The sequence below is a fragment of the Virgibacillus ainsalahensis genome (assembly GCF_055380755.1).
In genome coordinates, this window is record NZ_AP043943.1 from 798,453 (window position 1) to 820,567 (window position 22,115).

General features: G+C 42.0%; 23 protein-coding genes. 21 read left to right on the plus strand and 2 right to left on the minus strand.

From position 1 onward, the window contains the following. Positions 1-270: 270 nt before the first annotated feature. The 5 genes from ACZ427_RS03680 (at position 271) to ACZ427_RS03700 (ending at position 4,121) form a co-directional block, all read left to right on the plus strand. On the plus strand, positions 271-1,005 hold the full coding sequence (locus tag ACZ427_RS03680) for a helix-turn-helix transcriptional regulator (protein WP_461179025.1): 735 nt from the start codon (positions 271-273) through the stop codon (positions 1,003-1,005). A gap of 51 nt (positions 1,006-1,056) precedes the next feature. Next, complete coding sequence (locus ACZ427_RS03685) at positions 1,057-2,094, plus strand: PTS sugar transporter subunit IIC (protein WP_461179026.1); 1,038 nt, start codon at positions 1,057-1,059, stop codon at positions 2,092-2,094. Positions 2,095-2,192: 98 nt separating this feature from the next. Then, positions 2,193-2,855, plus strand: coding sequence for an L-serine ammonia-lyase, iron-sulfur-dependent subunit beta (sdaAB, locus tag ACZ427_RS03690; RefSeq protein WP_461179027.1), 663 nt, complete (start codon positions 2,193-2,195; stop codon positions 2,853-2,855). 23 nt (positions 2,856-2,878) lie between these two features. Next, positions 2,879-3,772, plus strand: a complete 894-nt coding sequence (sdaAA, locus tag ACZ427_RS03695) for an L-serine ammonia-lyase, iron-sulfur-dependent, subunit alpha (protein ID WP_461179028.1) — start codon at positions 2,879-2,881, stop codon at positions 3,770-3,772. Positions 3,773-3,947: 175 nt separating this feature from the next. Continuing rightward, on the plus strand, positions 3,948-4,121 hold the full coding sequence (locus ACZ427_RS03700) for a hypothetical protein (RefSeq protein ID WP_461179029.1): 174 nt from the start codon (positions 3,948-3,950) through the stop codon (positions 4,119-4,121). 91 nt (positions 4,122-4,212) lie between these two features. Here ACZ427_RS03700 and ACZ427_RS03705 read toward each other — a convergent pair whose 3' ends face one another. Then, positions 4,213-5,577 (minus strand): alanine/glycine:cation symporter family protein, encoded by a 1,365-nt coding sequence (locus ACZ427_RS03705; RefSeq protein ID WP_461179030.1) that lies wholly within the window; start codon positions 5,575-5,577, stop codon positions 4,213-4,215. Positions 5,578-6,043: 466 nt separating this feature from the next. On the opposite strand from ACZ427_RS03705, the gene ACZ427_RS03710 reads away from it, so the two are divergent. From ACZ427_RS03710 to purU, 6 genes are all read left to right on the plus strand, one after another. Continuing rightward, complete coding sequence (locus ACZ427_RS03710) at positions 6,044-6,460, plus strand: helix-turn-helix domain-containing protein (protein WP_461179031.1); 417 nt, start codon at positions 6,044-6,046, stop codon at positions 6,458-6,460. Positions 6,461-6,886: 426 nt separating this feature from the next. Beyond that, positions 6,887-6,937: a hypothetical protein gene (locus ACZ427_RS03715; protein WP_464883570.1), complete on the plus strand. Its 51-nt coding sequence runs from the start codon at positions 6,887-6,889 to the stop codon at positions 6,935-6,937. A gap of 407 nt (positions 6,938-7,344) precedes the next feature. Further along, entirely contained in the window at positions 7,345-9,000 is a 1,656-nt protein-coding gene (locus ACZ427_RS03720; protein WP_461179032.1) for an ATP-binding protein, read from the plus strand. After that, positions 8,993-9,691, plus strand: a complete 699-nt coding sequence (locus ACZ427_RS03725) for a response regulator (RefSeq protein WP_461179033.1) — start codon at positions 8,993-8,995, stop codon at positions 9,689-9,691. The genes ACZ427_RS03720 and ACZ427_RS03725 overlap by 8 nt, the downstream gene beginning before the upstream one ends. A gap of 159 nt (positions 9,692-9,850) precedes the next feature. Beyond that, complete coding sequence (locus ACZ427_RS03730; protein WP_461179034.1) at positions 9,851-11,191, plus strand: CitMHS family transporter; 1,341 nt, start codon at positions 9,851-9,853, stop codon at positions 11,189-11,191. A 107-nt stretch (positions 11,192-11,298) separates the two neighbouring features. Further along, positions 11,299-12,186 carry a formyltetrahydrofolate deformylase gene (gene purU / locus ACZ427_RS03735; RefSeq protein ID WP_461179099.1) on the plus strand — a complete coding sequence of 296 codons (888 nt, stop codon included), beginning with the start codon at positions 11,299-11,301 and terminating at the stop codon, positions 12,184-12,186. On the opposite strand, the gene ACZ427_RS03740 is transcribed toward purU, so the two are convergent. Next, positions 12,152-12,805 (minus strand): hypothetical protein, encoded by a 654-nt coding sequence (locus ACZ427_RS03740; protein ID WP_461179035.1) that lies wholly within the window; start codon positions 12,803-12,805, stop codon positions 12,152-12,154. The genes purU and ACZ427_RS03740 overlap by 35 nt on opposite strands. A 233-nt stretch (positions 12,806-13,038) precedes the next feature. Here ACZ427_RS03740 and ACZ427_RS03745 point away from each other — a divergent pair, with 233 nt between their 5' ends. The 10 genes from ACZ427_RS03745 to ACZ427_RS03790 all read left to right on the plus strand — a co-directional run bounded on the left by ACZ427_RS03745 (position 13,039) and on the right by ACZ427_RS03790 (position 22,104). Then, positions 13,039-14,592: a Na+/H+ antiporter NhaC family protein gene (locus ACZ427_RS03745; protein WP_461179036.1), complete on the plus strand. Its 1,554-nt coding sequence runs from the start codon at positions 13,039-13,041 to the stop codon at positions 14,590-14,592. 119 nt (positions 14,593-14,711) lie between these two features. Further along, positions 14,712-14,942, plus strand: a complete 231-nt coding sequence (locus ACZ427_RS03750; protein WP_464883528.1) for a hypothetical protein — start codon at positions 14,712-14,714, stop codon at positions 14,940-14,942. Positions 14,943-15,082: 140 nt separating this feature from the next. Next, positions 15,083-16,000, plus strand: a complete 918-nt coding sequence (locus ACZ427_RS03755) for an endonuclease I family protein (RefSeq protein ID WP_461179038.1) — start codon at positions 15,083-15,085, stop codon at positions 15,998-16,000. Between the two features lie 173 nt (positions 16,001-16,173). After that, positions 16,174-16,986, plus strand: a complete 813-nt coding sequence (locus tag ACZ427_RS03760; protein ID WP_461179100.1) for a glycerophosphodiester phosphodiesterase — start codon at positions 16,174-16,176, stop codon at positions 16,984-16,986. Between the two features lie 329 nt (positions 16,987-17,315). Next, positions 17,316-18,020: a GntR family transcriptional regulator gene (locus ACZ427_RS03765; RefSeq protein ID WP_461179039.1), complete on the plus strand. Its 705-nt coding sequence runs from the start codon at positions 17,316-17,318 to the stop codon at positions 18,018-18,020. Positions 18,021-18,244: 224 nt separating this feature from the next. Beyond that, on the plus strand, positions 18,245-18,670 hold the full coding sequence (phnG, locus tag ACZ427_RS03770) for a phosphonate C-P lyase system protein PhnG (protein ID WP_461179040.1): 426 nt from the start codon (positions 18,245-18,247) through the stop codon (positions 18,668-18,670). A gap of 34 nt (positions 18,671-18,704) precedes the next feature. Then, positions 18,705-19,301, plus strand: a complete 597-nt coding sequence (phnH, locus tag ACZ427_RS03775) for a phosphonate C-P lyase system protein PhnH (protein ID WP_461179041.1) — start codon at positions 18,705-18,707, stop codon at positions 19,299-19,301. Beyond that, a complete protein-coding gene (locus ACZ427_RS03780; protein WP_461179042.1) occupies positions 19,301-20,416 on the plus strand; it encodes a carbon-phosphorus lyase complex subunit PhnI in 1,116 nt (371 codons plus the stop codon). The genes phnH and ACZ427_RS03780 overlap by 1 nt, the downstream gene beginning before the upstream one ends. After that, positions 20,406-21,272, plus strand: coding sequence for an alpha-D-ribose 1-methylphosphonate 5-phosphate C-P-lyase PhnJ (locus ACZ427_RS03785; RefSeq protein ID WP_461179043.1), 867 nt, complete (start codon positions 20,406-20,408; stop codon positions 21,270-21,272). Before ACZ427_RS03780 ends, ACZ427_RS03785 begins: the two co-directional genes overlap by 11 nt. Continuing rightward, positions 21,265-22,104 (plus strand): ATP-binding cassette domain-containing protein, encoded by an 840-nt coding sequence (locus tag ACZ427_RS03790; protein ID WP_461179044.1) that lies wholly within the window; start codon positions 21,265-21,267, stop codon positions 22,102-22,104. Before ACZ427_RS03785 ends, ACZ427_RS03790 begins: the two co-directional genes overlap by 8 nt. The last annotated feature ends 11 nt before the right edge of the window (positions 22,105-22,115 follow it).

The window sequence follows — 22,115 nt, forward strand, 5'->3', positions numbered from 1 at the left end:
CGATTTTTTTATTGCATTTAAAAATCACCCGCACAGATAAAAATGGTTACGAAACATTTGAAATGCACGAGAAAATTGTAACAGAGCCCGAAACAACGTTCAAACCAGTTGAAAGACTAACATCATAATCCCAATAATTGATTCACTAACCCAGCGAGTGTTAGATCTCAATACCAATCCTGGCTTTTTTGTTATCTAATAAGCATGAATCTTTTAATCTTTAAAACAATTTTTTAAGAGTTAAAAATTTGTTTTAAATACAATCTATTTATGTTACAGTACAAATTGGCGCTCGAAGGAAAGCGATTACATAAAGGGGTGATTAAAATAGATGAAAAAAATAAATTGATTTTTGATCATGCGATAAGAACAGCAGATATGATGGTCAACATGTTTGGACCAAGATGTGAAGTAGCCGTACATGACTTTTCAGATTTACAGCGATCATTAATCCATATTGCAGGGAATGTCACATCAAGAAAAATCGGTTCTCCGATTACAGATTTAGTTCTAAACGAATTGCGTAAAAAACAGGAAGATATTACAGATATACCGAGTTATCGGACGCAGACGTCGAAAGGACAAATTATGAAATCGACTACTGTGTTTTTGAGAGATGAAGAGAATAAAATTATCGGTGCACTTTGTACGAATTACGATATTAGTCTGCTGATGGAAATGGGTGGTGAAATCGAACATTTTATAGACTTCAAGGAAAATAAACAGACGAAACATATATCGGAAACGTTTTTCAAGTCTGTTCATGATGTCATCCAGGATATGGTTGATCAAGTGATTCGTCGTTTAAATAAAGCACCATTACAGATGACGATGGAAGAAAAAGTACATTGTGTCGGTGAGTTAGATGAAAAGGGGACATTTTTGATTAAAGGAGCAACAGAATATGTTGCACATGTCTTAGGGGTTTCTAAATTCACCGTTTACAATTACTTGAACAGGGTTCGCTCAATGAATGAATACAAAGTTGATGAAGATGTACGCTAAAAAAGTTAATCAACATGAATGCGCATACAAACAATCAAGGGAGAGAACATCATGGAAATTATTAAAGGAACAGTCCTATTACTCATTGTACTAGCTTTTTTTACATTTTTTAGCTACAAAGCACCTAGAGGGATGAAAGCAATGGGGGCTCTCGCAAGTGCGGCCATTGCCACTTTTTTAGTAGAGGCATTTCAACGGTATGTAGGGGGAGATTTATTAAATATTGAATTTTTAGGTGAAGTTGGGGACGCTGCTGGCAGTATGGGTGGAGTTGCTGCGGCAGCTCTTGTTGCACTGGCTATGGGTGTTTCACCTGTGTATGCTTTAATGCTTGGTGTGTCCTGTGCAGGTTTAGGACTTTTACCAGGATTCTTTGCAGGTTATTTAATGTCATTTATCGTCAAGAAAATTGAAACAAAGGTGCCTGATGGACTTGATTTAATTGTTACCATTATTGTTGCAGCTCCACTGGCCCGTATAATAGCGGTTTATGCTAATCCACTCGTCGACGCTACACTACTTAATATCGGTGGGATTATTACAGAAATAACCGATGCAAATCCTATTGTTATGGGGATTATTTTAGGCGGGGTTACTACTGTCGTTGCTACAGCGCCTTTAAGTTCCATGGCATTGACGGCAATGTTAGGGTTAACAGGAGTGCCGATGGCAATTGGTGCTTTAGCCGTATTTGGTTCGTCCTTTATGAATTTTGTCTTTTTCCATCGTATGAAGTTTGGAGATCGGAAAACAACTATTTCAGTTGCAATTGAACCATTATCACAAGTTGATATTATTTCTGCCAATCCAATCCCGGTTTATGTTACTAATTTTCTTGGTGGTGCAACGTCAGGAATTTTTATTGCATTGTCAGGATTAGTGAATGGAGCAACTGGAACGGCTACGCCAATTGCGGGATTCGCCGTTATGTATGGGTTTAATGATCCGATCAAAGTAACGATTGTCGCAGGTTTGTGTGCAGGCTTTAGTGCACTGTGGGGTTTCATTGGATCAATTATTTTTAAAAACTATAAAATCCGCCGAGTTGATCAGCTCACTGAAGTAAATGAGAAAGCAGAGTCAGCTTAAGTATCGTATATTAGACAGAGATTAGATGCTAGATTACATGTTGAAAAAATAAATAATAAAATGTAATAGTTTACTATAAAACGCAAGAGGTGAGCGTCGTGAAATTTAATTCAGTATTCAATATTATTGGGCCCGTAATGATCGGGCCTTCGAGTTCACATACAGCAGGAGCGGTAATCATCGGAAAAGCTGCACGTGATTTATTAAGGGGAGAACCTCGTTGGGCAGAAATTCACTTATACGAATCATTTGCCAAAACATATAAAGGACACAGAACAGATTTTGCTTTAGCAGGTGGATTATTAGGTTTTGAAACAGATGATCCTCGAATGAACCAGGCATTGGACATAGCTAAAGAGCGCCATTTGGAAATTAAATTTATTGAAGATACAGCAGCCGTTGACCATCCAAATACAGCCCGCTTAATTGTTGGCAATGATACAGAACAGGTCGAACTGATTGGGATATCCATCGGTGGCGGGAAAGTCGAGATAATTGAACTGAATGGGTTTGCGTTGCGTTTGTCAGGCAATCACCCGGCCATTTTAGTCATGCATAATGACCGTTTTGGTGCTATTTCTTCAGTGACAACTGTTTTGGCAAAACACGAAATAAATATCGGGCACATGGAAGTGAATCGGAAAGATACAGGGAAAGAAGCGCTAATGGTTATTGAAACTGACCACAATATCGATAACGATGTTATGAAAGAGTTAGAAAACACTGATCATATTAATCATATATTTAAAGTTGTTAGTTGAGAATAAGAGAGGAGAGAGATTCTATGTTTCGTACGGTAGCTGAGTTGGTTGAAATGGCAGAAAAAGAAGACATTTTAATATCTGAAGTCATGATTCGTCAGGAAATGGATGTTAAAGAAAAGTCACGTGAAGAAGTATATGGGGAGATGGAAAAAAATCTTGAAGTCATGGAAAAGGCAATTGAAGACAGCTTAAAAGGAGTGCAATCAGTTACAGGACTAACTGGGGGAGATGCTGTTTTAATTCAAGAATATATGAAAAATGAAACCCCTTTATCTGGTCATTTATTGTTAGATGCGGTAAGTAAAGCAATGGGGACAAATGAAGTGAATGCAGCCATGGGAACAATTTGTGCCACCCCTACAGCAGGGAGTGCAGGCTGTGTTCCAGGTACCTTATTCGCTGTGAAAAATCAGCTTAATCCCACACGTGAGCAGATGATTCGGTACTTGTTTACTTCAGGGGCCTTTGGTTTCGTAGTCGCCAATAATGCGTTTATCTCAGGTGCAGCAGGCGGCTGTCAAGCGGAGGTCGGTTCAGCCGGAGCAATGGCCTCAGCAGCGATTGTTGAAATGGCGGGCGGCACCCCGCAACAATCAGCTGATGCATTTGCGATTACCTTAAAAAACATGCTTGGACTTGTTTGTGATCCTGTCGCTGGTCTTGTGGAAGTCCCGTGTGTGAAGCGAAACGCAGCAGGTTCTTCGCTTGCCATTGTTTCAGCGGATATGGCGTTAGCAGGGGTCACAAGCCGTATTCCATGTGATGAAGTGATTGGGGCGATGTATCGGATTGGGAAAACAATGCCTTCAGCCTTAAGAGAAACCGGAGAAGGTGGTCTCGCCGATACACCCACAGGACGTCTGTTAAAAGAGAAGATATTTGGTTCGCCAACTACATCGGACGTAGGGATTTAAAAGTTAAAATCAATCGAAATAGTTAACACTAGCACTTTCAGGTAGCGCTTCTTCAAAAGAGGAGCGCTCTTTTATTTAAATAGTGAGCAGATAATACAATAGGGGAACTTCCTACTTTCTAATCCGTATGTATAGTTTTCTATTACTGTTTTCATTATTCTAGGTTTTATCCTTAATGTTTCTTACACTTATATATACTCCAGATATAACAGAGCCATGGAATTCGAGTGGTCATTCAGCTCAGGAAGTTGTTATTAAAAGCAGTTCCTTTTTACCTGCATTAATTGTTGCTTTTCTTTCTGTCACAATTGCTTATTTTATCCCTAAAGTATTTACGAAAAAACAATAAGAATATTTTTTGAACAGGAGCTTTTGCTGCATAGGAAAAATAAATGATGAAGACAAAGAAACGCTCAGACCACTTCTGAGCGTTTCTTTGTCTAACTTCCCGTACTTCGAAGTTTACCTTGTTTCTCCTGCTTATGCAGTTCATTGAACTTTTTCGTTTCTCTTACGATAACGCCGGATAGGAATAATAGACCAATTAAGTTTGGAATTGCCATTAAGCCATTAAAGATATCTCCAAAGTTCCATACCGTCTGCAGGGATAATGTAGCACCAGGAATGATCGCTAATACGAAGATAATACGATATAGCAAAGTAAAACTGTCACCAAACAGGTAGGTGAAACATTTTTCCCCGAAATATCCCCAGCCTAAAACAGTGGAGAAGATAAAAGATAACAGTGTTATTGCGACCACAACATCACCATATCCTGGCAGAAGTGCATCAAAAGATTGCGATGTCAGTGCTGCTCCATCTACACCACTGGTATAAAGGTTGGCCATGGTGAGTGTAAGACCAGTAATCGTACATACGATAATTGTATCAATAAATACCTGTGTCATGGAAATGAGTGCTTGTCTGGCCGGGATATCTGTACGGGCAGCGGCAGCAGCGATACCACCTGTCCCCAAACCTGCTTCGTTTGAAAATAGTCCGCGCTGAACACCCATCTGAATAACCGTTCCAATTGCACCACCGGCAACAGCCTGTCCTGTAAATGCATCTGAAAAAATTAATCCGAATGCCGCAGGTACTTCGCTGACATTCAAAAACAGGATCAGTACGCCTGCAGCAATATAAAAGACGATCATAACAGGAACAATAATACTTGCTACCCGGCCGATACTTTTAACCCCACCGATAAGAACCAATCCTACGAGAATCGCCAATACAACACCAGTGACCCAAAGCGGGATATTGAAAACATCAAGCGCAACGCCTGAAGCGGCATTTGCCTGGATCATATTTCCGATACCGAAGATTGCTGCAAATACGGCAAAAAAAGCAAAAAGGATACCGAGCCATTTCTGTCCGAGCCCTTTTTCCAGATAATACATCGGACCACCGGACATTTCTCCCTTGGCATTTTTCTCCCGATATTTCACCCCAAGAATAGCCTCAGAATATTTTGTCGCCATCCCGACAAATGCGGTGATCCACATCCAGAATACAGCACCAGGACCGCCTGCTACAACAGCCGTTGCTACACCGACGACGTTACCAGTCCCTACAGTTGCAGCAAGGGAAGTAGACAGTGCCTGGAAATGGGATATATCTCCTTTGGCATCGCCATTATGCTTTTTAAATGTGATTTTCAGGGCGTATGGTAACATTCGAAACGAAAAAAACAATAATCGTACGGTTAAGTATAGTCCAGTTCCGACCAATAGAATGATCAGAGGCAAGCCCCAGATAAAACCACTTATCTCGCCACTTATGTTTTCAAGCCACTCTCCCATATTTGTCCCCCTATGTAAATGATTTATACTAAAAGTATATAAATTTTAGAAAAATGTCAATAGTTACTCCACGAATTAAAATAGCACATTGCCAGTAGAGTTTTTTCCCGATCAAAATAAAAAAAGCTGCTGATTCTTGAACGTATGTGTTCATTGAATCAGCAGCTTTTTTAGCAGAAAAGTACATATGCACTTCCCATATAAGTGCAGTAAGACACACGCCTAAGGCTTGTCAAAAGTTAAGTTTTAAAAAATTCCCTCTAGAGACATATCCCAATATTCAAAGGGCATTTTCAGCAGGTAAATGGAATATGTAATAAAAGGAGTTCATTACTTTTGACTTATCCATTTCTGCCTTTATCAAATGTTTCATGGATAACTTCGATTACATCTTCTTTATCATTATGTTTTACCATGCGTATCATCCTTTCAATTATACATTTACCAGAAGTGAGGTGATTTATACATGAAAGAAGTGACAATCCAGCTGAATGACGAAACGTATCATCAAATTAAGGAAATTACCGATTTGGAAAACCTGATCAATCGTCATCGGGATAAAAACAGAAGTGACAATTATAAAGTTGAGGAGTTTATTGTTGGCAGCATATTGGATAAAATTGACCAAATTCAGCATTTCAATGCGGTTAACCCTTTTCTGGAATCTGATAAGCAACCACTAATCAAGAATCGCTTTAAGGAAATAGCCAAACAGAAAAATATCTACATTAAAGATGTTGCAGATCAACTGCATATGAAGCCACCGAATGTAAGCAAAATATTCAATAATGTGTCACAGCCGAGGTTGGAGCTGTTCATTAAAATTTGGCTGGTGCTCGGATGTCCACCCATGCATCGCTGTATTTATCTGGAGGAAGAGTAAAATGCTTGTCCTTTTTGGTGAAATTCAAGTTTTCTTCGCAGTTAAGAAAGCATAAAGCATTCTTACTGCATAAGTGCAACTAAGCCTTTTTTCTAAAAAAACAAGAAAAAAGTCAAGTTTTCTAACATTTTTTTGAATAATTGGCATAGGACAAGTTGGTGAGTCCATATCATAAAATATAATAATAACCATACCAACAGATCAGAAACATTATGGAAAAATAAAACAAGAAAATAACATATGGACACAATAGTTTTTTTAGCAGTTAAGATAGATAAAACTTTCTGACTGCATAAGTTCAGGCTAAGGCACTCGCCATTAAACGCTTGGCTAATGCAAGCAATTCTAAGGGTGACGGTTCATTCTCCCGACTAAAAGGTTGGGGAGGGGGGATGCCGGATGACAGTATTCGAATCGCTTGTTCTGATGATTACGTTTGGAACATTAATGGTCGGTATTGTCAAAGGAAAAAAATAACCACCCTAAGCCGCTAAGCATGTTGGGTCGTTATTTTAACAGTAAAGAACGTATTTCCATATTTCTTTCTGCACAAGTGAGGACTTTGGCAATTCGCCTAACCTATAGCGAATGCCAAGTTTCTAATGAAAAAACCTGATAGATGATCCGTCCCCTGAGGGATGGTTACGATGAGTCCGCAGCGTGTTTCCCGCACGAAGCGGCCTCTTTTTTAGCATATGCCTAATTATCAGTTTTAGTACCTTGGGTGGAGATGAAGGGGTCTGTCCCCCGCCGCGCTAATGCGTTAACGCTTTAATGTGGCGGGGGACAGACCCCTTCATTATGTTTTTTTCTGCTTTGTTCTGATAAAATAAGCTTGATGACAATGCTGGCTGTCGACTCCAATAATGAAGGAGGCAGGTAATGTGATTCGACTGCCTTGGAGGCGTAGAAAGCGTATGTATGAGACGAAAACAAAATTCAGTCTGAAGTTAAAAATGATTGCCTTGATCAGTTTATTACTGGTTGGCGTCTTTCTAATATTTTCTGCATTCCTACATCCATTTATATCATCTACATTGGAAGACCAGATCGGTAAACGAGCGTTAAGTGTAGCACAAAGTGTTGCTAATATCCCGGAAGTTTCCGACGCCTTTCGCCTGGAGGATCCATCTGCTGAGGTTCAGCATATCGTCGAGCCAATTCGCGAGGAAACTGGGGCGGAATTTATCGTCGTTGGAAACAAGGAAGGGATACGATACTCCCACCCTGAACCGGAAAGGATTGGTGAGGAGATGATTGGCGGGGACAATGAACGGGCACTTGAGGAAGGGATGTCCTATGTTTCTGAAAGCACTGGTTCACTTGGCTTATCCATTCGTGGGAAAACACCGGTGTATAATGATGCCGGAGAGATCATCGGCATTGTATCTGTTGGTTTTCTAAACCAGGAGATTCAGGGTATCATCGCGGATCAGAGCCAATCCCTGTGGCTTACTTTAATTGGTATCCTACTTCTTGGGATAGGTGGTGCCATTTGGATTGCCCATTATTTGAAGCAGACTTTATCAGGGATGGAACCGGAAGAGATTTCCCGGATACTCCTGCAAAAGGAAGCGATTTTACAGTCTACTCATGAAGGAATTATTGCTGTTGATAATAAGGGGCTTGTAACGATGATGAATACCGCGGCGAAAAAAATCATCTTTAAAGAGGAAGCGTTCGATCATACATACGGAAGGCCGGTAGAAGAATTGCTTCCACATACCGGACTGTATGATGTCCTCGGCCAAGGTCACAGTCATTATGACAGGGAAATGGTGCTTGGAGATAGTGTTGTACTCGTCAACCGCATGCCTGTATACAGTGATGGAGCGATTGTGGGGGCACTTTCTACCTTTCGCAGGAAAACAGAATTGGAACATGTTACAAACGAATTATTACAAATTAAGCAATACGCAAATGCCCAGCGCGCCCAGACACATGAATTTTCCAATAAGCTTTATACGATCCTTGGCCTGCTGCAGCTGGATCAGAAGCAGGAAGCCTTTGATTTTCTAAAAAAAGAAAAGAATATACAGCAGGAATGGTCAACATTCCTCACGCGTCAAGTTAAGGATCCTATGGTACATGGGCTTCTGTTGGGAAAACATAATCAGGCTAATGAACTCGGGATAGAGATGAATCTTCAACCGGAAAGTCAACTGTCCTATCGTCTGTATGGAATGAAACAAAACGCATTCCTCACTGGACTTGGTAATTTACTTGAAAATGCAATTGACGCTGTAAAACATGAACAGCGAAATGGTGATCAGAAGATTTCTGTATTCTTTACAGATATTGGAAATGATATCGTGGTAGAGGTGGAGGATTCTGGCCCGGGAATTGCTCCTGAAGACGCACCTTTTATATTTGTACAGGGTTTTTCTACAAAAGAGAGCGGATCCCGCGGCACCGGTCTTGCATTATCCAGGCATCTGGTCCTGGAGGCTGGTGGAGAAATCGTGCTGGAAGAAGGCGAACTTGGCGGAGCCTGTTTTGTAATGATCATTCCAAAAGAGGGAGGGAACCGAAATGGATGAAAAATTTCATGTGCTGATTGTAGAAGATGATTTTCGGATTGCGGATATTCACCGGCAATACGTGGAAAAGGTGGAAGGATATGTCGTAGGTGAAGCGGTAAAGACAGGAGAGGATGCATTGTCCTACATGAAAGCATGCACCTTTCAACCGGATTTGATTCTTCTTGATATTTACATACCAGATGTGAAAGGGATGGAGTTATTCTGGGAAATCCGGGAAACGTACCATGATATGGATATTATCGTCATTACAGCCGCACAGGAAGTAGAAGTCATTGAAGAGGCACTACGGGGAGGCGTTTTTGATTATATTGTAAAACCCGTGGACGCCCTCCGTTTTGAAGAAGCATTGAATCGGTATAAACAGCACCGTCAATTTTTTGCTACAAAAGAGATACTTGAACAGGAGGAAATCGATTTACTAACAGGATTACAGCATACATTGGTTTCTGCAGGCAGTAGTCATACGAATCTTCCAAAAGGGATTGATTCCATTACCCTGGATGAAATTACCGATTTACTGAAATCAAGGAGAGATGAAGGAATTACCGCTGTTGAAGTGGCAAAACAGTCTGGTATAAGCAGGTCCACAGCAAGACGGTATCTGGAGTATCTTGTGTCCATCAAGGAAATCCGTACGACACTGAAATATGGGACTGTTGGTAGACCGGAAAGACAATATATCTCATGAAACTTATGAACAAAATAAAGAGAATGGAGAATAAACCACTTATGATAAGAAGGTTTATTCTCCATTTTTTTCGTGCTAATTTTAATAAATCAAACGATAAATATGCTAGCGTTTTCATTATAGAGAAAATCGCGTAACAAGAAACAAGGGGGAAATTATATGTTGAGTTTAATCGGGTTTTTAACCATATTAGCGATTGTTATTTTACTCATAAGAGGGAGAATAATTCCAATTATCGCATTAACCCTTATCCCAATTCTTGGTGCATTTGTGGCCGGGTTTGGTTTAGGAGAGATTGGCAGCTTTTTCAATTCAGGTATGGCATCCGTCATGGATGTTGCGATTATGTTTATTTTTGCCATCTTATTTTTTGGAATTATGCAAGATGTCGGACTTTTTGATCCTTTAATCAACAAGATGATTGCGATTTCAAAAGGAAATATCATTGCTGTGAGCATCGCAACTGTACTGATTGCGGCGGTTGCACAGCTGGACGGGTCCGGCGCATCGACATTCTTGATTTCGATTCCGGCACTGCTTCCATTGTATAAGCGCTTGAAAATGAGCCCTTATTTTCTGCTCTTATTGGTAGCTGGAAGTGCTGCAATCATGAATATGATGCCATGGGCAGGTCCTGTTGGGCGAACAGCATCTGTCCTGAGCGCAGATGTTACGGAATTATGGCATGGACTCATCCCGATTCAGATTATCGGAATGGTACTAATGATTGGTTTAGCAGCTTTTCTCGGCTTTCTTGAAAAACGAAAAATTGAGAAACGTTTTGGCTCTACACAAGCGGCAGCTGCCGCAGTTGTGGAAACATCTGAGGTTGAGGAGGAGTTGAGTTCCGGGGAAGAGGCAGATTCTTCAACAGAAAATACGTTGGCCCGTCCGAAATTATATTGGGTGAATGTTATACTGGCACTCGGTGTAATTGCCTTGCTCGTATCAGGAATTATTCCGGCAGGATTTGCATTTATGATCGGTGTTACGGTTGCATTGCCGATCAATTATCCGAATGTGAAACATCAGACGGAAAGAATCCGATCCCATTCAGCTAATGCTCTGACAATGGCCACAATTATTCTTGCTGCTGGTTCCTTTTTGGGAATTTTAACAGAAACAGGAATGCTGGACTCCCTGGCAGCAGATATCGTGACAGTTCTGCCAGCATTTATGGGACCATATATACATCTTATTATCGCATTTTTTGGTGTTCCATTCGATTTATTACTGAGTACAGATGCTTATTATTTCGCATTGCTTCCGGTCGTGGATCAAATTGCCATCGGATTTGGTGTAGATTCCATCGCCACTGCATATGCGATGATTATTGGGAACATTGTAGGTACATTTATCAGCCCATTCTCTCCAGCGCTCTGGCTTGCACTCGGTCTGGCTGGGCTGGAGATGGGAAAACATATAAGATACTCGCTTCCATGGCTGTGGGGTTTAAGTATTATACTTGTTATCATCGCATGGGTGATCGGAGTTATTTAAGTGGGATACTGTCCTTGCTATCTATAACTCTCCTTGACCTGTCTGCCAAAATCAAATAAAGTATTAGATAAATAAGAAATGAAGAGGTAGACATGATGAACAATTATATGAAAGAAACAATACAATCTTTTGAAGAGAAAAATAGAAACCGTGCACGTTTTCTAATCAATTGTCCGGATCAGCCGGGAATTGTGGCGGCAGTCTCCCAGTTTCTCCATGAACATGGAGCAAATATTGTAGAATCGGACCAATATACAATGGACCCGATGGGCGGGGAGTTTTTTATCCGGATTGAGTTCGAGTGCCCGGATTTAAAAGATAAAGCAAGCCAATTGGAAGAAGCTTTTATCCCGATTGCAGAAAAATTCAAGATGGATTGGAAAATCAATTATGTAAGTGAGGTTAAAAACGTGGCAGTGTTTGTCTCCAAAGAGCCTCACTGCTTGTTGGAGCTCCTTTGGGAATGGCAGAGTGGGGACCTGATGGCAAATATCGCTGTTGTCATCAGCAACCATGAAACTGCGAGGGAAATGGTAGAGTCACTTGGTATTCCCTTCTATTACATCCCTGCAAACAAGGATATCCGCGCCCAAGTAGAAGAAGAGCAGAAAAAGCTGCTGCAGCAATATGATATTGATGTGATTGTCCTGGCTCGCTATATGCAGATCCTTTCACCACGTTTTGTGGAGGTCTACACAAATCGCATCATCAACATCCATCATTCCTTTCTTCCTGCATTTGTTGGTGCCAAGCCGTATGAGCGTGCCTTTGCCCGCGGAGTAAAAATGATTGGCGCCACGTCCCATTATGTAACGAATGATCTGGATGAAGGACCAATCATTGAACAGGATATCGGCAGGGTTGATCACCATGATGATATTAGCGCCATGAAAAAGATTGGCCAGAGCATTGAACGCAGTGTCCTGTCACGGGCCGTGAAATGGCATTTGGATGATCGAATTATTGTGCATGGAAATAAGACAATCGTTTTTTAGAAGACAGGGTTACACGCCCTGTCTTATTTATTTTGGCTTCATGCCTGATTAACGCTCTCAGGCTAGGGTGCATCGCTTGAATATCGTTTTTTAGGCTGGGGTGCATCCCCCGAATCTTGTTAAATATCGCCCTCAGGCTGAATGGCATCCCCCGAATCTCGCAAAACATCGCCCTCAGGCTGAATGGCATCCCCCGAATCTCGCAAAACATCGCCCTCAGGCTAGATGGCATCACCTGAATCTTGTTAAACATCGCCTCCGGGCTTGATAGCATCCCCTGAATCTCGCAAAACATCGCCCTCAGGCCAGGGAGCATCACCTGAATCTTGTTAAATATCGCCCTCAGGCTGGATGGCATCACCCGAATCTCGCAAAACATCACCCTCAGGCTGAATGGCATCACCTGAATCTTGTTAAACATCGCCTCCGGGCTGGATAGCATCCCCTGAATCTCGCAAAATATCGCCCTCAAGCTGGATGGCATCGCCTGAATCTTGTTAAACATCGCCCCCGGGCTTGATAGCATCACCTGAATCTCGCAAAACATCGCCCTCCGGCCAAGGCGCATCCCCCGAATCGTTCTGACGGGGTAATGGAAGTTACTGAAAGTGCTTGTCAAACATTATCTGCTTGTTAAGACATACATCAACAACTCTGGAAATATACTATAATAATCGTTCGAACGATAAGATTCTCCCCCTTATCTTTCTACAAATCTTCCAATCGCCTCTGTAAGAAACATTACCTTATTCCTGTAATGAATTTACAAGAAATCGAACAGGAGGTGAGCAAGTTACTGACTTCATAGCCTTATTTCCGATTGATAAAAAATATCGAAGGGAGTAGAACACAATGGAATTTGGCATTCTTTCTTTATTGCCTCCCGTACTGGCCATTGTGCTGGCACTTATCACACGAAATGTCATTCCGGCGTTGTTTGCAGGTGTTTGGCTTGGTGCAACGATGGTTCATGACTGGAATCCGTTTATGGGCTTGTATGCAAGCTTTGGTGACTTTATTTTGCCAAACCTTGGGGATGAGTGGAGTGCGACTGTTTTACTTTACTGTGGGCTGTTCGGTGTATTAATCACTGTCCTGCAGAAAACAGGTGGCGCCCATGCAATCGCCCAGGCCATTTCAAGAAAAGTTCGGACAGACCGGGGAGCACAGGGGTCCACGATGTTGTTTGGTATCATTATTTTCTTCGAGGATTACTTCAATGCGCTTACGGTTGGTAGTGTGATGCGTTCAGTGACAGATAAAATGCGGGTTTCGAGGGAGAAGCTTGCATATATTGTGGACTCGACCGCGGCTCCGATGTGTTTGCTGGCACCAGTCTCTACATGGGTTGTGTTTGTGATGGGGCTGATTGGGGCACAGTTTGTGGATTTGGGTATAGAAAAATCAGAGTACATGACGTATCTTGCTACGATTCCGTTTAACTTCTATTCAATATTAGCACTCTTGCTTGTAGCGATTGTCATTTATAAAAAATGGGATTATGGTCCGATGGCACAGGCTGAATATCGGGCGAGAACGACAGGGGAAGTGCTTCGTGATGGGGCAGAGCCGCCGTCCGATGATTCCATGATGGATGTTGAAATGAAGGAAGGAAACACACCGAAAATGCGAAATATGATCGTGCCACTTGTGGTACTGCTTGGGCTGATTCCGCCATTATTTTTATGGACTGGCGGTTTTCCTGAAAATGATTTCGTTACAGCTGTCGGCGAGTCTAATGGCGGCTTGTCCATCTTAATGGCAGCATTTGGGGCAGTTATAGTCGCTCTTCTGATGGGGATGAGACAGAAGCTGTTTAACTTCAAGGAAGCGATGAGTATTGTTGTGACCGGCTTTCGCAGTATGATGCTTGTCTATATTATTTTAACACTTGCCTGGTCGATAGGAAGTGTGACATCCGTATTGGGAACAGCTGAGTTTATTGTCAGTTTAGCGGAACAAACAACTTCGCCGGCTATTATCCCGATATTGCTATTTTTAGTCGGTGGTGTGATTGCATATACAACAGGGACCTCGTATGGAACCTTTGCGATAATGATTCCAATTGCCATGCCACTTGCAGCCTCCATGGATATTTCAATGTTATTATGCATCGCTGCCGTTCTCAGTGGAGGGGTTTTCGGAGACCACTGTTCACCAATTTCAGATACGACAATTCTATCTTCAGCGGGGGCATCCAGTGATCATATTGACCATGTGAATACACAAATGCCTTTTGCGTTAACTGCCGGTATTAGTGGAATTGCTTCTTTTTTAATTGCAGGTATAACTGGTTCTGTGCTGCTCTCCCTTGCCGTCGGGATTGTAATCATGATTCTGCTGGCATATCTCCTGAATCGCTTTTGGGGGAAGAAAATACCTGATGAGATAAAGACTTCTGCATAAAACCAATGCCGCTAACTCTGGCGGCTTTTTCTTTTGGGATTTTTAAATGGAATAGCTGAATTTTATAATAATTTTACATTATTTTTATATTCAGGAAACAAATGTGTTCTATACTAGAGGTGAATCAAATTTGGTTAAGTGAGGTGATTACGATGGGCTTCAGGAAATTAACGTTAGGTATGTCTACAGTAATCCTTTCCACTGGGGTATTGTTTGGATGTGGAACAGATGAAGAACAAGAACAAGAACAAGATCCAACAACCGAAGATCCAGCCCAACAAGAACAACAGCAGGAAGAAGAAGAGCAAAATGATACGGAAATGGACGAAGAATCGGAAACTGGCGAATAACCTCCACTTACATGAAGCAGCTGTCTCATCAAGATCTACACCATCTTATGGGACAGCCTTTTATTTTCATTTGGACGAATCGAAACGTTAAGTAGATCACAAATGACACATGAAAGAAAATTGTAGAAGGGATGATGTGCATGTTAACCAGCCGGCAAAAAGAAGTGATGTTACCTGTAACAATCGATCGGGAGCGTGTGAATGCGTTGCATGCAAAGCTGAAGAAAGATAGGAAGAGGATGCAGGATGATGAAAAGGCCTATTATGACAAGGAGAAGGATCAGCGGGATATGGAGGCTTTTTATCAGGGGATTGATTTTGAGCTTGATGGAGATCAAGTGATTCAGGCAATGAAAGACCTGCTTCGTGAAAGACATATCAACAAGGTGACTTATGATCCGAGTGAGTATGTGTACCCATGGGTGGATTTGCGACCAGATGGCAATCTAATGAGTATCTACAATGGAAAAAGTCGAAATCCAGAAGATGTTATAGAGGCGGATTATATGACATCCTTAAAGCGGGAGGAAGAAATGAATAAGATATCGGATGAGGACAAAGAACGTTTCGCACAAATTGCGGCAGATTTTAAATATAACTGTGAACATGCTGTGCCACAGTCCTGGTTCAATGAACAAGAACCGATGCGTGGGGATATCCATCATTTATTCACATGTGATCCTACTTGTAATTCTTTTCGGAGCAATTATCCTTATCATGATTTTACAGCGTATACACCAGAAATAGAAGTAAGCCGGATTGATGAAGGATGTGGAAAGGCAGCGGGGGAATTATTTGAGCCGGAATATGGAAAGGGAGCCGTCGCAAGGGCGATGCTGTATTTTTTAATACGATATCCAAATCAGATCGAAGCGGCATATATGGAGCAAGTGGATACAGATCTTCTTCTGGAATGGCATGTGAAATTTCCTCCGGATTTGTATGAAAGACACAGGAATAAGGCGATCTATGACATCCAGGGGAATCGTAATCCATTTATTGATCTTCCGCAACGAATGCTGGAGGTGGTGAAAAGAATCAGGGGACTGGCTCTCTGATTCTTTTTTTCTGTTTAATACAGGACTTATGACATCCTACTAATCTAGTGATTTTCCTTACATGGATTTATCATTGTATTCATTCAAGATTAATAGTCTTTCTTTACAATAATAGATAATACATCATAAAGGAGAGGATTTTGTTGAGGAAACGCATTTTTACAATACTATTGATGTTTATTGTTTTGGTAAGCCTTTTTGCAGCACCTACATATGCCAGCAGTGAAAATTCGGGCAAACCTAGGGACGTGGCGAATGTTGCACACCGTGGCGCATCCGGGCACGCACCTGAAAATACAATGGCTGCTTTTCAAAAGGCATTTGAGATGAAGGCGGATTACATTGAGATTGATGTCCAGATGACTGCAGATGGTGAACTGATCGCCATCCATGATACAACAGTAGACCGCACCACAGATGGGGCTGGTTTTGTCGGTGATTTCACACTGGAGGAAATTCAAGCACTGGATGCGGGAAGTTGGTTCGGTGAAGCATTTGTAGGAGAACAGATTCCTACATTTGAGGAAATTCTTGATGAATACCGAGGGAAAATAGGGATATTGATTGAATTGAAATCACCGGAGTTATACCCCGGAATTGAAGAAAAGGTTGCGGAAACTTTAATGGAACGTAATATGCACCGTCCGCAAAATGGAAAAATCATTGTCCAATCGTTCAACCATGAATCTGTACAAACATCCAAAGAGTTTTTGCCAGGAATTCCTCATGGTGTGCTTGCAGGCATTACTTGGGCAGGAGTTAGTGATGAACAGTTAGAGGAATTTGCTGGCTATGCCGATTACTTTAATCCGAACATGAATATTGTTGACTATGAGCTTGTAGAACGGGTACATATATCAGGCATGGAGATTTATCCGTATACAGTAAGAGCACAGGAAGAAGCTGATCGCTTGATGGATCTTGGTGTTGATGGAATTATTACAGATTTTCCAGAATATGTGTATAAACATCCTGTACATCATTAGATTGATGTGACGCACCGAATAAACCGGGCCTTTAATGGCTCGGTTTTTGCCCAGGTTTTTTTCTGGAAATTTCGAACTGCGATAAAGCTTCCTACCGAAAAGATTTGGGACTGCGATAACGCTTCCTACCGAAGTGATTTGGGACTGTGATTACTCGTCCCACCGAAGTGATTTGTTGTTGTTGTTGCCGCAAATTTTATAAAGTGCGACGTAACGCTGGGTTGATTTTCGCTGTGGTATGGTACGTAGCAGTATATACCAATTACAAAGGTTAGAAAGCAACAAAATTTATGAAAAGATTAAGGAGAGGATTTACGATTACTGCGAATATGGAAACACAGATAATTGATGATATGATGCAGGAAATTGTGTCGAAAAGCATGGAGACAGGGGATAAACTACCTTCTGAAAATGAGCTTGCCGAAAAGTATCAAGTACCAAGAATGACTGTAAGAAATTCGCTAACTAAATTAGAGGAACAGGGGATTATTTATTCCAGGCAGGGCAAGGGACGATATGTAAAGGAGAAATCACTAAAGATTCAATTGCATTTAACAGGGAAAACCAGTTTCACCGATAAAATGAAGGAATCCGGTTATCGCTTAGTCACCCGGAATATCTCCTGTGATAAAATCAACTATGATGAAAAAATTTATCATATCCTGGATGCGGATGAAAGGGATTCTGTTTATAAAATTGCACGATTACGCTATATCAATGATGAACCAATTGCTGTTCACAACTCTTACGTCCGTGCAGCAACTTTCCCAGGGATTGTGGAAGACGGCAGGAAGATTGAATCGATGTTTGCTTATTACAGAAGGTTGGGATATATCAATTTTACCAGTAATAAAACATTACTCAGTGTCACATTTCCAACGTTTGACGAACAGCAGCTGCTTTCATGCAATCGGCTGGAGCCGCTCCTTGTTATTGAAAGTGATTGCATGGATGCAGACTCTGGAGATGTGCTGGAGCATACAAAAATCGTATACCGGAGTGATAAGTTTAAATATGACATCACAATGGATTAAGGGACAGGATAGCGTCTGTATTTTGACGGCCTTATTTTCGTGTGCAAAGCATAAAAAACAATCCAATCGCTTGCGAAATCACAGCTGATTTTGCAGGCGATTTTTTTAGTGAAAGAGAATAGCCGTACGACAATGTTAAGAAGCTTTACAAATTCTTAACTGTATCTTATCACACAACAACTTGGCAACAAGTTACGATAGATTTGTAAGGGAGGTTATGGTTCATGATGAAACGACGCAGGAGAACGGAAATTCTAATTCAGGGAGAACCCAGTCTGGCACATAAATTTGCAACAGAGATTATAGAAACCTATGACTGCATGGAAATAATCGCACCACATTATGGGATGACGATGGTCAAGATGCGGGAATCCGCGAAGAATTCCTTATTCTATCTTGGTGAAGTACTCGTCACCGAAGCAAAAGTTGAAATTCAGCAGCAAATCGGGATTGGCTTAGTTGCAGGGATGCATGAGGAACTTGCAATGGATCTCGCAATTATTGACGCAGCATACAAGGCTGATTTACCTGAAAGTAGAAAATGGGAAGAAGAACTTCTTCACGCTGAACAGTACATTGAGGAAGCAAAAGCGAAAAAGCAGGCGGAATTGTTTGAGACGAAGGTCAATTTTGAAACGATGGATATTTAATATATAAAATCTGAAAAAAACAGGAGGGAATCTTGTGGCAGTTGAGCAGATACATGATGTACAGCAAGTATATCGAGAAATATTACATAGTATGTCCAGACCAGGGACCATTTCAACCATCGATGCGGCTTCAGCGGAATTAGCTCATCATCTTCCGTGTTTTAACGCAACCATACACAGTGCTATGACACTGCTGGATGCGGAGGTAACTTTTCATGTACTTACAGAAAACCACTCGGATATAAACGGGAAAATTTCAGCCTATACGTTGGCAAGTGAGGCACCGATTGCCGAAGCTGATTATATCATCGTTTTAAGTGATGCAACGGAATGTAAAATTCTTCGTGCCATGAGGAATTGTAAAATCGGAAACTTGATCAATCCCCAGCATTCAGCTACATGGATCATGGAAAGTTCCTTGCTTACAAATGTTGGTGAACTGACATTATCAGGGCCTGGGATTAAAGAGGATATAACGCTTGATACACGCTTTTCTCCACTTGTTTGGGAGGCAAGAAATGAAAGGATAAAGGAATATCCGATGGGGATTGATTTGATTTTTACAGATGAAGCGGGGCAGATTGCCTGTCTTCCGAGAACAACAGTGGTAAAACTTCCGGAGGTGAAGTAATGGGCTATGTTGCAGTGAAGGGCGGTACACAGGCTATCGAGGCTTCCCTAAAACGGTTGGAGTATGAACGGTTAAAGGGAGAGGAAATTATTGAAATCAAAACAATCCTGGCCTCGATGCGGACAATGGTAGATCAGGTCATGTCGGAAAGTAGTCTCTATTCTCCGTTTCTGGCAGCACTGGCGATCAAACAGGCAGAAGGAAGTATGGAAGAAGCGGTTTTCCTGATGCGTGCCCATCGCTCGACTTTACCGCGCCTCTATTACAGCCGGGCGGCAGATTCTGAATCGATGCTGGTGGAGCGCAGGATTTCCGCAAGCTTTAAAGATATTCCAGGTGGACAGTTGCTTGGTGCAACAACGGATTATACGCACAGGCTGCTTGATTTTCGGCTGGCAGAAGAGAACGCCAAGGAAAATGAACAATGGCTGACAACGTATAAAAAAATACTACAAGAAGTTGAACCAACCGGTGAAGTCCAATACTTCCCCAAAGTAGTTGAATATTTACGAAAGGAAGGACTTTTTGAAACTTATCCGCATGATGATACCCCTCCAGTGGACATCACGAAGGAAAGTTTGCAGTTTCCTGTCTCCAGGAGTGCAAGACTGCAAGTGCTCACACGTGGTCAGACTGGTGCGGTAACTTCACTGGGCTATGCATCACTTAGGGGCTATGGCCAAGTGCATCCGACAGTTGGCGAGGTGAGAGTCGGCGTCCTCCCCATTTATGTGGAGCATCCAAACGAAGGGACAGGTGACACAGAAGATGATTTTTATATTGGGGATATTCGCCTCACCGAAGTGGAATCCTTCGTGCCAGTGCATGTAAAAAATGAATATCATGAAGATGAATTGGAGTTTGAAATCGGCTATGGTGCTTGTTACGGGCAAAATGAAACGAAGGCAATTGCCATGAGTATCCTGGATCAGTGTCTGGAACATCCGGAAGCTGATTTTCCGACACATGATGAGGAGTTTGTTCTGCTACATATTGATTCCGTTGAGTCGACAGGTTTCATATCGCATCTGAAATTGCCGCACTATGTGACATTTCAGTCGAAGCTGGATAGTGTCCGCAACGTAAAGAAGGGGGGAGACGAAAATGAGAACTGAAAGGCAATTTGCTTTTTTGGATGAAGGGTCGAAAAAGGAAATCCGCCGCACCATCTTAAAAGCTGTGGCGATTCCGGGTTACCAGGTGCCATTTGCATCAAGGGAAATGCCGATTGCTCGCGGATGGGGAACAGGAGGACTGCAAATTACACTGTCACTTATCGGGAGAGAAGACGTGCTTAAAGTGATTGATCAGGGAGCTGATGAGTCGGTGAATGCAGTCAGTATTAAGAAATTAGTGAAAGATACCACAGGTGTGGACCTGACCGAAAGCACAAAGAATTCCACACTCATCCAGTCAAGGCACAGGGTTCCGGAAATTCCGTTAAGCAAGGACCAGATACTCATATTGCAGGTACCGATGCCGGAACCACTTCGGTCTGTGGAAGCAAGGGAATACATGACGAAGCGGCTTCATGCGGATGAGGAATATAGTGGAGCCTGGCTGATGCTTTTTGAGCAAATTATGAAATACGGATCCACAGCAACGGATGCAGATCATCCGGTCATTGTAAATAACCGTTATATTACAGCCCCAAGCCCGATTCCAAGATTTGATAATCCGAAATTGCATCAGTCGGAGGCATTAATTCTCCTCGGAGCAGGAAGGGAGAAGAAGATCTATGCTATCCCGCCATATACGGATGTTGAGTCCCTTGCTTTTGAGGATTATCCATTTCAAGTGGAAGATTTTGAAGGAAAGCATTGCCATCTTTGCGGGGCAACGGGAGTTTTCATGGATGAATTAATTGATCCTGTAACGGATGAAACTGTTTATCAGTGCAATGATACGAGCTATTGTCTGGAGCGGTTAAATAAGAAGGGGAAAGTGGAGGTGGAGAAGATCCATGTATGAAGAATCGTTACTCCGTGTGCGGAATTTACACAAGCAATTTGGCCCCGGGTGTAATCAATGCAGCGAGGCAAAGGGTCGGGAGCTTGAGAAAAATTATTGCCCGGCATGTGGCACGGTATATGCCTGTCGGGATGTTTCTTTTGATTTATTCCCCGGGGAAATTATCGGCATTGTCGGGGAAAGTGGCAGCGGAAAGTCGACAATGATGCAGTGCTTGTATTTTGATGCAGCTGTTACCTCTGGGGAAATATACCTAAATGACCCGGTCTTTGAAGGGCAAAATGTGTTGGAATTGTCTTCCCAGAAAAAACGGTACATTCGAAATCATAAATACGGCATGGTTTATCAAAACCCTGTTCAAGGACTGAAAATGAATTTTTCTTCAGTTGGTAATATTGCCGAAAAGCTGATTGCAGCGGGAAATCGGAATGTATCAGACATGGAAGAAACGAGTGAAAAGCTATTGGAAAGTGTGCATATCCCACTATTTCGCATGAAAGATGAACCACAGAATTTCTCCGGCGGGATGCAGCAGCGTGTGCAGATTGCCAAGGCATTATCAAATAACCCGCCTGTTTTGTTTCTGGACGAAGTAACGACAGGGTTGGACTTATCGGTACAGGCAAATGTGCTTGACTTAATTAAGAAAATTCAGCGTGAATCCGGGATTGGCATGATTGTGGTATCCCATGATCTGGCGGTTATCCGGATGCTTTGTGACCGTACTGTTGTCATGCTGAATGGGGAGATGATTGAAACAGGGCTGACGGATCAAATTCTTGAGGATCCTCAGCATTCATATACACAGCAATTAGTTTATTCATTGATATAGGAGGATTTATC